This window comes from Gelidibacter sp., assembly GCF_035577925.1.
Lineage (GTDB): Bacteria > Bacteroidota > Bacteroidia > Flavobacteriales > Flavobacteriaceae > Gelidibacter.
In genome coordinates this window covers 25,164-38,839 of sequence record NZ_DATJCY010000235.1, presented here as the reverse complement: position 1 = coordinate 38,839, position 13,676 = coordinate 25,164, and the positions used below count along the sequence as shown (strand labels likewise).

The following is a 13,676-nucleotide window of genomic DNA, read 5'->3' as shown; positions in this document are numbered from 1 at the left end:
TGGCCACGATGTCAATATCTTTATGTTGCCCACGATTAAGGATGTAATCTCTTACAAAACCGCCAATGACATAAGCATCAACTCCAATTTCTTCAGCTGATTGAGAGATGATCTTAAAAACGGGGTGATCTAAAGCTTTTTTGTTGTACATATTATTCACCACAAATTCACAAATTATTTTTTTTAGTATCTATAATCCTTTTATATTCCAGAGAGTTTGAGTGGAAATTGGCTAGGATTGCTAGCTCATAACCTGATATTTTAAGATAGTTAATACATTGATTATAGTGGCTGGGATTAAAGCATTCAACTGTTTTTATTTCTAATATAATATTATTATACACAACAAAATCTGCATAAAATTTGTGTTTTAGAAAAATGTCTTTATACTTTACTTTAAATTCCTTTTCGCGTTCGAAAGGAATATTATGGTTGCTGAATTCATATTCTAAAGCATCTTTATAAACAATTTCTGAAAATCCTTTTCCAAGATTTTTATGAACTTCATAAAGAATGCCAACTATTTGATAGTTTTCTTTTTTAAAAATATAATCCTCTTCCATTTTGACATAATAGTAATTTGCGAATTTGCGGTGATCTTATTATCTAATGACTTTAACTTTTCCATTACTGCTCAACTTAATGATTGAGGATGGTTTTGTACAAATTTTTTCGCGATGCAAATTTACAACATAGTCCACAGCTTTTAAAATCTGTTGTGGTATTTCTTGGAAGGAAAGTGGCGTAGGTTGCCCGCTTATATTTGCTGAGGTTGAAACTATTGGTTTTCCGAAACGTCTGGTCAGTTGAAAGCAAAAATCATCATTCGGAATACGTATGCCAATAGAACCATCTTCGGCAATTAGGTTTTCGGCCAAATTTCTGGCATCGTCATAAATAATGGTAATAGGATCCTCGGAAACATCAAAAATATCAAAAGCCACTTGTGGGATTTCTTTTACATATCTGCTCAACATCCGATCATCGGCCACTAAACAAATCAAGGCTTTATTATCTGCGCGCTGTTTGAGTTGGAAAACTTTTTCAACTGCTTTAGGGTCCGTCGCATCACAACCTATGCCCCAAACCGTATCTGTTGGATAAAGGATAAGTCCACCATCTTTTAAGACCTGTAGTGCCTGGTTAATTTCTTTGTGCATGTATTTTGATTGAAATTATGTTGAAAAACTAAAAAATGATAATTTTAAACGTTTAAAATTTGATTAGAGCGACGTTTCATTATTTGTTATCAAAAGTACAATTATTGATAGATGTAACCGGAAATAATAAGGTTTTTTAGTTAAGAAATCACAACAAAATCAGCTGTTCAGTTTTTGAAGCTCTTTATATCTGTAATAAACACCATAGGCATTTAAATAGCAAATTTGAAATCCTTCTTTACCATCTATAAAACCTAACCTAAAAAAATAGTTGAGCACAAATTTATAAGTTGGTCTAAATATCCGATGAAAAGCCGTTGATTTTTTTCCTTTTTGATGAAGTTCCAAGGCTTTAAGTTGTGCATAATGCTCCATTTTAGATTTGAAATGCTCTGCATTGTCAATACAGTAATGTAGCATATTGCTTTTTAAAATAGCACTTTTGCCTTCTATTTTCGGCATTTCATGAACTAATTTGTCTTCAATATAAGTGACTTTATTTTTTTTAAATAAGCGATATGTCGTGTCGGTTTGAAAGCCACTGAAATAAATTCGTTTTTTATTGAAAAAATAGAGACGTCTTACCATAAAAGCAGCAATGTCAGTTGGACTATTTATGGTTGCAATAATTTCATTTTTTAATTTATCGGTCAATCGTTCGTCGGCATCTATAAACAAAACCCAATCGTTTGTAGCATGTTGAAGCGCAAAATTTCTTTGATCGGTAAAGTTTTTAAACGCTCTTTTAATAATTTTTACATTGGTAAACTGTGCCAATTCCTCAAGTGTTCCATCGGTACTGAACGAATCAACTACGATAATTTCATCAGCAAAACTGATGTTGTTAATGACCTCTTTGATATGATCAACCTCGTTGAAGGTTATGATTAAGGCTGATATTTTAGCTGGATTTTTCAGTTTCAAAAGACAGATCAGATAGGTTATTGAAGAATTGTTTTTTGGGAACAAATTTGAGTGAGCAAAGGTATTAAGTAAAAACCGTATTTTTACTATATAAACTGAATTTTCAAATTTAAAAGACGAATCGTATAGGTTATTATTGTGTTTTTTTTAATGTCATCTCCTTTAATGGTCAATTGCCATGCGAGGGCAAATAATTCTGTACGTGATTTAGTTAATGAACTGGTTTTAATGTTTTGCTTGTTTGTGTATTGAAATCAAACTCCTCAATACTTCCAAATTCTGAAAAATGATGTCTATTGTATTTTGAAATAACTGTTTCATAACCAAAGCCTAAATGCTTTCATGGTTTGCTGATAGTGAATTGCCAAAGCGGTAATAAACGTCGTTTAGAGCAACCAACTCCATTAGAGTTGGCAATATGTTGATAGGGCTTTCAGAATTATAATTTTATTTGGTTTAATTATAGATCGATCTATAATTACAGGGACGGAAGACTTCTTGTAAAGATTGAGTTTGTACTTAATAAATCATCCTCCAAAAGTATTTAATGCAAATAGAAATATACCAAATACTTTAAGGTAATTTATTTTTGTATTCCACCTACTTTTTTTACTTTGCTATACTTTTAAAATTAGATTTCAAGACGATATATATATGCCTAAATTATCAGTAATTATTAGCACCTACAATGCTGAAGCTTGGTTTGAGAAAGTGCTCTGGGGCTATACATGTCAAACTTTTAAAGATTTTGAAATTGTAGTTGCCGATGATGGTTCTGGCCCAAAAACCAAGGATTTAATTAACCAATTTATTAAAACCACAGATTTAGAAATTATTCATGTGTGGCAGGAAGATGATGGTTTTCAAAAATCTAGAATTTTAAATAAAGCTATAGTTGCTTGTAATTCGGATTATATTGTAATGACCGACGGCGATTGTATTCCTCGCGCCGATTTTTTAGAAGTGCATTACAATAATAAACAAGTAGGTTATTTTTTGTCGGGTGGCTATTTTATGTTGCCTATGAATATTTCAAAAAAAATAAATAAAAATGATATTCTATCAGGTAATTGTTTTAATTTAAAATGGTTGAAAAACAATGGTTTGAAGAGTTCTTTTAAAAATAATAAACTTACAGCGAAAGGTGTTATTTCTAAATTATTAAATAGTTTAACACCAACAAAACCAAGCTGGAACGGCCATAATGCTTCAGGTTGGAAAAAAGATATAGTAGCAGTGAATGGTTTTGATGAACGCATGCAATATGGCGGACAAGATAGAGAATTGGGAGAGCGATTAACTAATTATGGTGTTAAATCAAAACAAATACGTTACAGTGCCATTTGTGTACATTTAGACCATAAACGAGGTTATAAAACACCAGAGTCTATTGCGAAAAACGTAGCCATTAGAAAACATACTAGAGATTCTAAAACACTGTGGACGGATTCTGGAATTGAAAAGAAGTAAGTTAAGAATTTATAAATTCAAGATATCTGTTTTGTTGGACTTCAAAAGTCATTTTATTGTTGGCTATGAATGTCAATTTTCTTTCTGTTTTAATAGATTTACTTAATTTTTTCAATAAATCTTCTGATGAGTCATAAAACAATGTATTGTGTTTTAGGTCATTAATAATGTTTAATTTGGATGGTACTATCAGTGGCTTTTTAAATCCAAGAGCTAAATTTATAACACCACTAATTTTATATTTTAAATAAGAATCATCTGTAATTTGAAGATTTGCTAAAATATAATCAGAAGCTTTTAAGTAAGAAAAAAATAAATCGTTCTCAACAAACGCATCAAAAGTAATGAAGTAACTTTTAAGTTTATGTTTGTTAAGTAAATTTAAAAACACTTTACAGTCATTTGGTACAGCATTAACTTTTCCCAATACGATAAATTTTAAGTGGTCTTTATTTTGCATTTTTATCAAACTATCAATAAGAATACTATAATCTCTCCTTTTAAAATTTACTTCACCAGGAATGCTAATCCAAATTTCATTTTCTGGCTTATTAATAGAAATAGATTGGTATTCAGGAAAAAAAATAGGATAATAGCTAGCTAATTGGATGTTAGTATTTTTGATATCATAGGAGCTTAAAAGAAAATCATTAAGTACAAAGTATTTTTTAATTTTGATGTTAATTAACTTTTGAGAAAAGCTACTTTTCATTTTTTTTAAGTTATGAATAGTTCCTATACATTCAACATTACTAAGTTTTAGCATTAATGTAATAAAAATGACTGTTTTAGATGAGCTTGCAGTGTTGAAGATAATTTTATCAAACTTACTGTTGACTATAAATCGATATAGTTGGAATAAAAGAAAAAGCTTCTTTAAGAAACAAAAAGAAGCTTTTTTCTCGTAGTAATAAATTTTATCTATTAAATTTAAATATGATGTAATGTGTTTTTTTGACTTAGGATTGACAATCAAAGTCACTTGCAAATGGTTTGCCTTTAAAAACTTTATTTGACTAAACAGGCACTCTTGATGATAATTGTTGAGTTCAATAAGGGCTACATTCATATTTTTATTTCTTACACCGCAACATCATATTCCCTCAAAGCATCATTCAAGGATGTTTTTTTATTGGTGCTTTCTTTGCGTTTTCCAATAATTAGGGCACATGGCACTTGGTAGGTTCCAGATGGAAATTCTTTGGCATAACTTCCAGGAATTACAACCGAACGCGCTGGTACAATTCCTTTCATCTCAATAGGTTCTGGGCCCGTAACATCTATAATTTTGGTTGAGGCCGTCAAGCAAACATTAGCTCCCAAAACAGCTTCTTTTTCGACTCTAACACCTTCAACCACAATGCATCTGCTGCCAATAAAAGCATTGTCCTCAATAATAACCGGTGCGGCTTGCAAAGGTTCTAAAACACCGCCAATTCCAACCCCACCAGATAAGTGTACGTGTTTGCCTATTTGTGCACAACTACCAACGGTTGCCCAAGTGTCTACCATTGTTCCTTCATCCACATACGCCCCAATATTGACATAGCTTGGCATTAAAATAGCACCTTTGCTAATATAAGCACCATGACGTGCTACTGCATTAGGAACCACGCGGATACCTTTATGGGCATAACCAGTTTTTAATGGGATCTTATCGTGGTATTCAAAAATGCCTGCTTCAAGGGTTTCCATTTTTTGGATCGGAAAATATAATACAACGGCTTTTTTTACCCATTCGTTTACTTGCCATCCTTGAGCTGTTGGTTCGGCAACCCTAAGTGTGCCTTCATCCAATAAATTGATCACGCGTCTGATGCTATGAATGGTATCGCCATCTGAAAGTAATTCACGATTATTCCAAGCATTTTCTATGATTTGTTGAAGTTGTTCCATGGTAAGATTTTAATTTCAGCAAAGATAAACCGAAAATTCGTGTTTAGAAAGAATGTGAACAAATTGAACAATGAATTTGTTACGCATGCCAATTGTATGTATGAGTTAAAATAGTGTTTTATACTTTTTCATTTATTCTGACTTTCAACCATATCTATATTGTACGAAAGCTTTTCAGTAAACCAATAATTCCCTTAACTTTGTGATATCATAAATTTTAAAATATAAATTTCCACTTTCGTGGGAAATGTTATGGCAAGAATTTTAGCAATTGATTATGGCACCAAACGAACGGGAATTGCAATAACTGATGAACTTCAAATTATTGCTTCCGGATTGACCACTGTTGATACCAAGCAACTATTGCCTTTTTTAAAAGATTATACTTCAAAGGAAAATGTAGAGTTGTTTTTGATAGGCGAACCAAAGCAAATGAACAATGATGTTTCTGAAAGTGAGGCCGCCATACAATCATTCTTAAAAAAATTAACCACGTCAATTCCAGAAATTCCTGTAAAGCGTGTGGATGAGCGCTTTACTTCAAAAATGGCATTTCAGACGATGATTGACAGTGGCTTAAAAAAGGAACAACGCAAAAATAAAGCTTTGGTGGATGAAATTAGCGCCACCATTATCCTTCAAAGTTATTTATATAATCAATAAATAACTGCTAACAATTTTCTTTTATGTTTATCAATTCCTAAATAAGAATTGTACTTTTGCAGTCGTAAAATTAAACCATAATGATTCTACCTATTATAGCTTACGGCGATCCCGTTTTAAGAAAGGAAGGCGAAAAAATTACTCCAGAGTACCCCAATTTGAAAGAACTCATTGGCAACATGTACGAGACCATGTACGATGCTTATGGCGTTGGTTTGGCGGCACCGCAAATTGGACTTGCCATTAGGTTATTCGTGATAGACACCACTCCTTTTTCAGAAGATGAAGATTTGACCCAAGACGAGCAAACACAATTAAAAGGTTTTAAACGGACGTTTATTAATGCAACAATCCTTGAAGAATCTGGTGATGAATGGGCCTTTAATGAAGGGTGTCTGAGTATTCCGGAAGTTAGAGAAGATGTCTTCAGAAAGCCAAAGATTAAAATTGAATATCAAGATGAGAATTTTAAAACGCATCTTGAAGAATTTGATGGCCTCGTAGCTCGTGTTATTCAGCATGAATATGATCATATTGATGGTATCTTATTTACTGATAAGTTATCGACCTTGAAAAAAAGATTGATTAAAAGTAGATTGAACAATATATCAAAAGGCAATATTAGCGTGGATTATAAGATGCGTTTTCCTGCCATGAAAAAGAAACGTTAAATTTTTAAAATTTGATACCAAAAGTATATATTTGTCAACTTCAAAAATAAAAAGCATATAGAAAGTATGAGTTTAGATAAGATTTTATCCATTTCAGGAAAACCCGGATTGTACCAAATAGTGACGCAAACAAGAAGTGGTTTTGTTGCAGAATCATTGCTTGACAAAAAACGCATTACTGTGAATGCCCATAGCAATGTTAGTGTATTGAGCGAAATAGCCATGTACACCCTTACTGAAGAAGTACCATTGCGCGAGGTTTTCAAAAAAGTGCGTGAAAAGGAAAATGGTCAACAAACCACTGTCAGCCATAAAGATTCTAAAGATGCTTTGGAAGAGTTTTTCTTTGCCGTATTACCAGATTACGATGAAGATCGTGTTTATCCAAGTGATATCAAAAAAGTAATTCAATGGTATAATATCCTTCAAGCCAACGATTTGTTATCGGCATTAGATGAAGAGGAGAAAGATAAATCAGCAGCACCAAAAGTTGAAGAAACAAAAGCTGCAGCTAAACCTGCCGCTATTAAAAATGTAGCGCCAAAAGCATCGGCTTCCAAAAAAGGTGGTACAACCAAAAATACTAGTGCCAGAAAAGTGTAATCAAAATTAAGTTTGGACGAGTATAGAGTATTAAGACTTTATTTAAAATACAAAACCCATGATTTTCAGTTGAAATCATGGGTTTTTTGTTATTTCCAAAAATCAGAAATGTTTTAATATAATTTTGAAGATCTTTTTCAATTCTACTTATTAGATTTTACGGATTAATCTTAAATACCCTTTTCAATTTTGTAATTTTGACTCCCGATTTCTATCGGATTAAAACAGAATTGCTATGACGCGCAGAGACTACCAATTAAAAGCTTTTGACAGATTATTGACTATTATGGACGAATTGCGTGAGCAATGTCCATGGGATAAAAAACAGACCATGGAATCGCTTAGGCATTTAACCATTGAAGAGGTTTATGAACTTGGTGACGCCATTTTGGAAAAAGACATGGAAGAAATCAAAAAAGAATTAGGTGATGTGTTGTTGCACCTCGTGTTTTACTCGCGTATTGGAAGTGAGACCAATGATTTTGATATTGCTGATGTGTGCCATAGCATTTGTGATAAACTTGTGGCGCGCCATCCTCATATTTATGGCGATGTGAAAGTTGAAAATGAAGATGATGTTAAACGCAACTGGGAACAGATTAAACTAAACGAAAAAGGAAAAACCAGTGTTTTGCAAGGCGTACCAACAAGTTTGCCAGCTATGGTAAAAGCTAATAGAATTCAGGATAAAGTGGCTGGTGTAGGATTTGATTGGGAACATCCTGAACAAGTTTATGACAAAGTAGAGGAGGAGCTGAGCGAATTAAAAGTTGAAATTGCTCATGGCGATACGGATAAAATAGAAAGTGAATTTGGCGATGTTCTGTTTTCGTTGATTAATTACGCACGTTTCTTAAAAGTAAATCCCGAAAATGCACTTGAGCGCACCAATAAAAAATTCATTAACCGATTTCAGTACTTGGAGGCTAAGTCTCGCGAAATCAATAAACCATTATCAGAAATGAGTTTAGCACAAATGGATGGTTTTTGGGAAGAAGCGAAGCAATTCCAAAAATAGGTATTAGAAAATCTCTGATTTTCAGACACTAACATTTGTAAAGAAATAAAAGAATAGGATTTTTGTATTCTCGTAGTCCAAGTATGACATTTGACACGTATATATATCAAGATTGAAGCTTACTAAAGTTTCATAATCATAAGTAGGTAATCTTAATTATATTTTAAGCGGTATTAATTAAGGTTAAAATTTAGTTTAGTTAGGGGTCAAAATCCTATCTGTTTTACAGATAGGATTTGATTTTTATAGCCATTTGGTAAAAAGTTTATATAGAGAATTATATGAAAAAGTCTAATTTTTGTTGGTTTAAAAATTAGACTTTTTTATGATAATACTAACAATTAATACAATTCTTTTAATTTTTTAAATTTCTCTTCCCACATTGTTAAATTTTGCTTGTGTGCTTCAATGTTTTTCAACACATCTTTTACTAAAGGATTACTCTCATCAATATTTGAGAAGAACTGTAAATTATTTTCGAGCTGATTAAGTTCGGCTTTTACATCGTCAATTTTTTTACGGATAAAATGGTGTTCATTGTCTAGTAGTCGGGTGTCATCCGGTTGTGATAAATGTTCCAATTTATTTTCAAATTTGATCATTTCCACTTCCGATTTATCCAACTTTAAGCTGTTGAACAAGCCATCAATAATTTTATTGAACTTGCCTTCTATAAAACGTTTGTTTTGCGGAACTTGCCCTAAAGTATTCCATTCATCCGTTTTTTGTTTGATAGTTTCTAAATCCTGTTCTGGATTACCACTTAACTTCAGGTCTTTTAGATCTTCAATTAGTTTTGATTTGCCTTCAAAAGCATCAGTTTGTTCTTTGTTGGCAGCATTTCGTTCGGCATTGATCTTGTCAAAATAATGATTGCACGCGGCTTTAAAACGTTTCCAAATTTTGTCGCTATCTTTTCTTGGAACATGTCCAATCTGTTTCCAGTCATTTTGGATTTTCTTCATCAACGGTGTAACTGCATCAAAATCATCGCTGTTTTTATTGTCTTCAGCAATTTTAATCAAATCCAATTTCATTTGTAAATTGGTATACTGGTCTTTTTTTAAGTTTTTATAAAACGAATTTTTCTTTTTATTAAAAATTCTTACTGCAGCTTTAAATTTGGCCCAAGTATCTTCATTTACTTTGCTAGGTACTTTGCCTGCGTTAAAAAATTCAGTGCGAAGGCCTTCAACGACTTTAATTTTATTTTGCCAAGCTTGATGTGTACTTAGGTTATCTTTCGCAACTTGTTCGATTTTTGCAATGATGGCCTCTTTTTTCTCAAGATTGGCTTCGTGTGATTTGTCAATATCAGCAAAATAGGCTTGGCGTTTTTCATGAATTGTTTTTGTAGCATTGCTAAAGCGATCCCAAATAGCTTCGCGGTGTTCTTTGTCAACAGGGCCCAAATCCTCTTTCCACATTTTGTGCAATACTTGCAATTCTCTAAATGCTCTATTGGAATTATCATCTTTAGCCAATTCTTCGGCACGGTCGATAATTTTTAATTTCTGATCGAGATTGTACTTAAAGTCCATATCCCGCAAATCACGATTGAGGTGCAGAAAGTCATAGAAAATTTCGACATGATGGTGGTAAGTGTTCCAAGCATTATTGTATTTATCTCTAGGGATAGGACCGGCAGCACGCCATTCTTCTTGTAAATCCTTAAAATGTTTATATGTGGTATTAATGTTTTCCTCAACATTAATAAGACTTTTAATATCTTCAATAATGCGCAACCTATTGGCCAGATTGTTTTTTAAATTGGTTTCTAAGGTTTTGTAATAAGCATTAAGGTTGGTTCTGTATTCTTTATAAAGGCTGTCAAATTGTTTTTTTAGTGGATTGGAATAGTAGAAATCGATTTCATGGCCATCGTCGCTTAAAAAACTTTCTTTCTTTTCATCAAGAATTTCGGAAAATTTCGCGTTGAATTCCGTCTTAATTTCTTCTACGTGAGATTTTATCGTTTGTACCTTTCTGTTTTTTAGCAAGTCTGAAAGCTCATCAACTAATTTCTCCATGGACATGGCACCATAATCTTTTTCTTCAAGATGATGGCGTTCTGCATTGCTTTCATCTTCAGCGTCTTCAGCGTTTGCTGCTGCGATTTCGTTTACAAACTCATCATCATTTGTTTCTGATGAAGGCTCAAAACCAGAATTTGTATCGGCTTTAATTTTAGGTGATTCTGATAGTGGATCTTCCGTAATTTCATTACTTATTTCAACAGTATCTCCTTCTACTGAAACTGATGGTGAAGTGCTGTCTTCGGTAGTTGTGGCTTGTGTTTCCGCTTCGGTTTGTTCTGAATGGATGGCCTCGTTGTTGATGTTTTTGTTTCCATCTGCGTTATGCAGGTTATCTTTCTCTGACATTGTCGTAAAATTAAAGTTCTTACTATAGTAATGAAGTAAATATACTAACAACCGTTTAGACTACAAAAAGAAAGGTGATTTTAGGTTGTTTTTATTTAAACCAGATGTCCCATGCTTTTTCGGCTTGGTACTCTAACATTTTAGAACCATTGCATATTGTGGCGCCCATCAATTCACCGCACTCCAAGAATTTGGTTTTTTCAGGATTATAAATGAGATCAAATAACAAGTGGTTTTTTGTAATGCCATCATACGGGATATCTGGGCACTGATTGGTGTTTGGATGTGTGCCAATAGGTGTGCAGTTGATGATAAGCTGATGGTTTTTAATAATATCTATGGTTAAATCGGTATAATGATATTTTGCTTTTGGCTGTGGCGATCTAGAAACGTATTCAAATTTTATTTTAAGTTTTTTCAGTGCATAGGCAATCGCTTTGGATGCACCTCCTGTTCCTAAGATCAATGCTTTTTTATGATGGGATTTCAGATAAGGTTCAATGGATTTTTGAAACCCATAGTAGTCTGTGTTATACCCTTCAATTTTGCCAGAGGAATGGAATTTAATAGTGTTGACGGCACCAATTTTTGAGGCTGTTTTATTAAGTAGATCCAGATAAGGAATAATTTGTTCTTTATAAGGAATGGTAACATTTAGTCCTAAAATATCTTTATTGTCATTTAATATTTCCGAAAATTTTGTGATGTCATCAATATCAAAGTTTACATAAGAATAGGGTAGATCTTCATTTTTGAATTTGGATGAAAAATGAGTTCTTGAAAATGAATAATCGATGTTTCTCCCTATAAGTCCGAATTTAGCCATTTATTTTTCTGGTTTTATGTGCATACCATTCCAGTGCCAAAACAATCGCGATTCCTATAATAATAAATACGATAGCAATATAGGTTTCGGTATTTAAGGTTGGTATATAGCGTTCGTAATTTGAAATGACTTGCCGACCTGCTGAATCGAGGATAAATTGGCCATCGTCTTTAACTCCATAAATTGTTTTTTTCCAAGGCCAAACCACTCCCAAAGAGCCTACAATAAAACCAATAATGGAAGCTATGGTAATGTTTTTATAATGTTTGAGAATGTAACTTAGAAGGTGCGAAAAGCTGACCAAGCCAACAACAGATCCCACGGTAAATACTACCAATACTTTGAGCATTCGGATGCGTTCGGAATTGTTAAATACGCTAAAATCGCCGTTCACCATTTCATAAAACGTATCTGATAATGCGTTTACGGAATCGACCAAAAGGAGGACGTAATTTCCTAATAAAATTAGAATAAATGACCCTGAAAAACCTGGTAAAGTCATTCCTGAAACACTTATGATTCCACAGAAAAAAACAAAAACTAAATTGTCATTTTCGGTTGCCGGATCTAAAAAGCTTACACTTAGGCCCAAAACGATACCAATAATAAGTGCGGTTATGGTTTTGAAGTTCCATTCTTTAAAATCCTTATTGATATAATAAATGGAGCCGATAATCATTCCAAAAAATGAGCTCCAAACATAAAGTTCATAGTGGATAAGAAAATAATCCAAAATTTTGGAAACGCTAAAATAGCTGATGATCATTCCAGAAAACAGCAGGGTCAAAAAACGTCCGTTGATATATCTGAAAAAACTTTTAAACCGTCCGTTTAATATGAGTTTTAATGCGGTTTTATTGACTTTTTGTAATGAATAGATGAATTCTTCATAAAACCCTGCAACAAAAGCAACGACGCCACCAGATACGCCGGGAACTTTATTTGCAGCACCCATTCCTATGCCTTTTAGAACTAGAAAAATTTTGTCTCTAAAGGTTCTGGTACTTTGCATTTATTGATATTTTGATCCTATTTTTTCAAGGATAAAGATGGTTAAAAATCCGACAACCATAAGTCCGATGGCAAATGCGATTTCTGGATCGATCCCATGGTTGATACTGGAATAGTAAAAGGGTGACACGCTTTTTTCTGAAACCATTTTTATCGTTTCAAAATCATTGGTTTGTCTTTGGTAAACTTCAACGGTTCCAATATCAGTAAATTTTGAAATTGGAGAAACTTCTCCCGAGGTTTTTTCGATTACAGTAATCGTTTCTTTCCAAGGCCATATTTTATTTAACGACCCGAAAATAAATCCTGTTAGGATGGCTAAAGTTAAATTTTTATAATGTTTGAAAAGCCATTTTAAGACGTGGCTAAAGCTTAATATTCCGATGAGTGCTCCTAACGCAAAAATAAATATTCTTTTAAAATCAAAGGCATGTAATGCATCACTTAATGTTTTGTAAGCTCCTAAGACGACTAAAATGAACGAGCCTGATATGCCGGGTAAGATCATGGCGCAAATGGCAATAGCACCTGCAAAAAACAAAAACAAAGAACTATCGTTATTAGCCAATGATGGTAAAGTGGTAATATAATAAGCCGCAAGCGTGCCCATAATGAGAGCAACGACAATCCCAAAATTCCATCTTTCAATCTGTTTGGCAACAAATACAATACTGGCCACAATGAGACCGAAAAAGAACGACCAAATTAATACAGGATGTTGCTCAATCAAATATTTGGCAAGGCGCATAAAAGAGACAAAACTAATCAGGATTCCTGAAAGTAGTGCCACTAAAAAATTGCCATTAAGTTGTGTCCAAAAAGCTGCTAATCCATTTTTTCTAAGGGTGTTAAACAAACTTAAATTAACCCCACTTATCGTATTGATCAATTCTTCATAAATTCCTGATATAAATGCGATGGTACCTCCAGAAACTCCTGGTACGGCATCGGCTGCACCCATAGCAATTCCTTTAAGTGTTATGAATAAGTAATCTGAAAGTCGTCTTTGCATTTTCTGTTTTTAGAATGAGAAACGTAAAGATATGTAAA

Annotated in this window: 14 protein-coding genes; 5 read left to right on the top strand and 9 right to left on the bottom strand. The window is 33.2% G+C overall.

From position 1 onward, the window contains the following. Positions 1 to 167 precede the first annotated feature (167 nt). From VNJ50_RS09460 to VNJ50_RS09450, 3 genes are all read right to left on the bottom strand, one after another. On the bottom strand, positions 168 to 563 hold the full coding sequence (locus tag VNJ50_RS09460; protein ID WP_325581247.1) for a GxxExxY protein: 396 nt from the start codon (positions 561 to 563) through the stop codon (positions 168 to 170). A gap of 39 nt (positions 564 to 602) precedes the next feature. Beyond that, entirely contained in the window at positions 603 to 1,160 is a 558-nt protein-coding gene (locus VNJ50_RS09455) for an L-threonylcarbamoyladenylate synthase (protein WP_325581244.1), read from the bottom strand. A gap of 159 nt (positions 1,161 to 1,319) precedes the next feature. Beyond that, entirely contained in the window at positions 1,320 to 2,084 is a 765-nt protein-coding gene (locus tag VNJ50_RS09450; RefSeq protein ID WP_325581242.1) for a glycosyltransferase family 2 protein, read from the bottom strand. Between the two features lie 654 nt (positions 2,085 to 2,738). Between VNJ50_RS09450 and VNJ50_RS09445 the strand changes: the two genes are divergently transcribed. Next, complete coding sequence (locus VNJ50_RS09445) at positions 2,739 to 3,554, top strand: glycosyltransferase family 2 protein (RefSeq protein ID WP_325581240.1); 816 nt, start codon at positions 2,739 to 2,741, stop codon at positions 3,552 to 3,554. Position 3,555: 1 nt separating this feature from the next. On the opposite strand, the gene VNJ50_RS09440 is transcribed toward VNJ50_RS09445, so the two are convergent. Further along, positions 3,556 to 4,623 carry a hypothetical protein gene (locus tag VNJ50_RS09440; RefSeq protein ID WP_325581238.1) on the bottom strand — a complete coding sequence of 356 codons (1,068 nt, stop codon included), beginning with the start codon at positions 4,621 to 4,623 and terminating at the stop codon, positions 3,556 to 3,558. Between the two features lie 11 nt (positions 4,624 to 4,634). Beyond that, a complete protein-coding gene (locus tag VNJ50_RS09435) occupies positions 4,635 to 5,450 on the bottom strand; it encodes a 2,3,4,5-tetrahydropyridine-2,6-dicarboxylate N-succinyltransferase (protein ID WP_325581236.1) in 816 nt (271 codons plus the stop codon). A 252-nt stretch (positions 5,451 to 5,702) separates the two neighbouring features. Between VNJ50_RS09435 and ruvX the strand changes: the two genes are divergently transcribed. From ruvX to mazG, 4 genes are all read left to right on the top strand, one after another. Beyond that, positions 5,703 to 6,113, top strand: coding sequence for a Holliday junction resolvase RuvX (gene ruvX / locus VNJ50_RS09430; RefSeq protein WP_325581234.1), 411 nt, complete (start codon positions 5,703 to 5,705; stop codon positions 6,111 to 6,113). Between the two features lie 80 nt (positions 6,114 to 6,193). After that, positions 6,194 to 6,784, top strand: coding sequence for a peptide deformylase (gene def, locus VNJ50_RS09425; RefSeq protein ID WP_325581232.1), 591 nt, complete (start codon positions 6,194 to 6,196; stop codon positions 6,782 to 6,784). Between the two features lie 66 nt (positions 6,785 to 6,850). Continuing rightward, positions 6,851 to 7,387 carry a DUF5606 domain-containing protein gene (locus VNJ50_RS09420; RefSeq protein ID WP_325581230.1) on the top strand — a complete coding sequence of 179 codons (537 nt, stop codon included), beginning with the start codon at positions 6,851 to 6,853 and terminating at the stop codon, positions 7,385 to 7,387. 235 nt (positions 7,388 to 7,622) lie between these two features. Next, the gene (mazG, locus tag VNJ50_RS09415) at positions 7,623 to 8,405 is read left to right on the top strand and encodes a nucleoside triphosphate pyrophosphohydrolase (protein WP_325581228.1); all 783 of its coding nucleotides are present in this window, start codon (positions 7,623 to 7,625) and stop codon (positions 8,403 to 8,405) included. Between the two features lie 341 nt (positions 8,406 to 8,746). Here mazG and VNJ50_RS09410 read toward each other — a convergent pair whose 3' ends face one another. The 4 genes from VNJ50_RS09410 to VNJ50_RS09395 all read right to left on the bottom strand — a co-directional run bounded on the left by VNJ50_RS09410 (position 8,747) and on the right by VNJ50_RS09395 (position 13,638). Beyond that, positions 8,747 to 10,789, bottom strand: a complete 2,043-nt coding sequence (locus VNJ50_RS09410; RefSeq protein WP_325581226.1) for a DUF349 domain-containing protein — start codon at positions 10,787 to 10,789, stop codon at positions 8,747 to 8,749. A gap of 91 nt (positions 10,790 to 10,880) precedes the next feature. Beyond that, positions 10,881 to 11,615 (bottom strand): shikimate dehydrogenase, encoded by a 735-nt coding sequence (aroE, locus tag VNJ50_RS09405; protein ID WP_325581224.1) that lies wholly within the window; start codon positions 11,613 to 11,615, stop codon positions 10,881 to 10,883. Further along, positions 11,608 to 12,627 carry a DUF368 domain-containing protein gene (locus VNJ50_RS09400; protein ID WP_325581223.1) on the bottom strand — a complete coding sequence of 340 codons (1,020 nt, stop codon included), beginning with the start codon at positions 12,625 to 12,627 and terminating at the stop codon, positions 11,608 to 11,610. The genes aroE and VNJ50_RS09400 overlap by 8 nt, the downstream gene beginning before the upstream one ends. Then, the gene (locus VNJ50_RS09395) at positions 12,628 to 13,638 is read right to left on the bottom strand and encodes a DUF368 domain-containing protein (protein ID WP_325581221.1); all 1,011 of its coding nucleotides are present in this window, start codon (positions 13,636 to 13,638) and stop codon (positions 12,628 to 12,630) included. Positions 13,639 to 13,676: the final 38 nt, after the last annotated feature.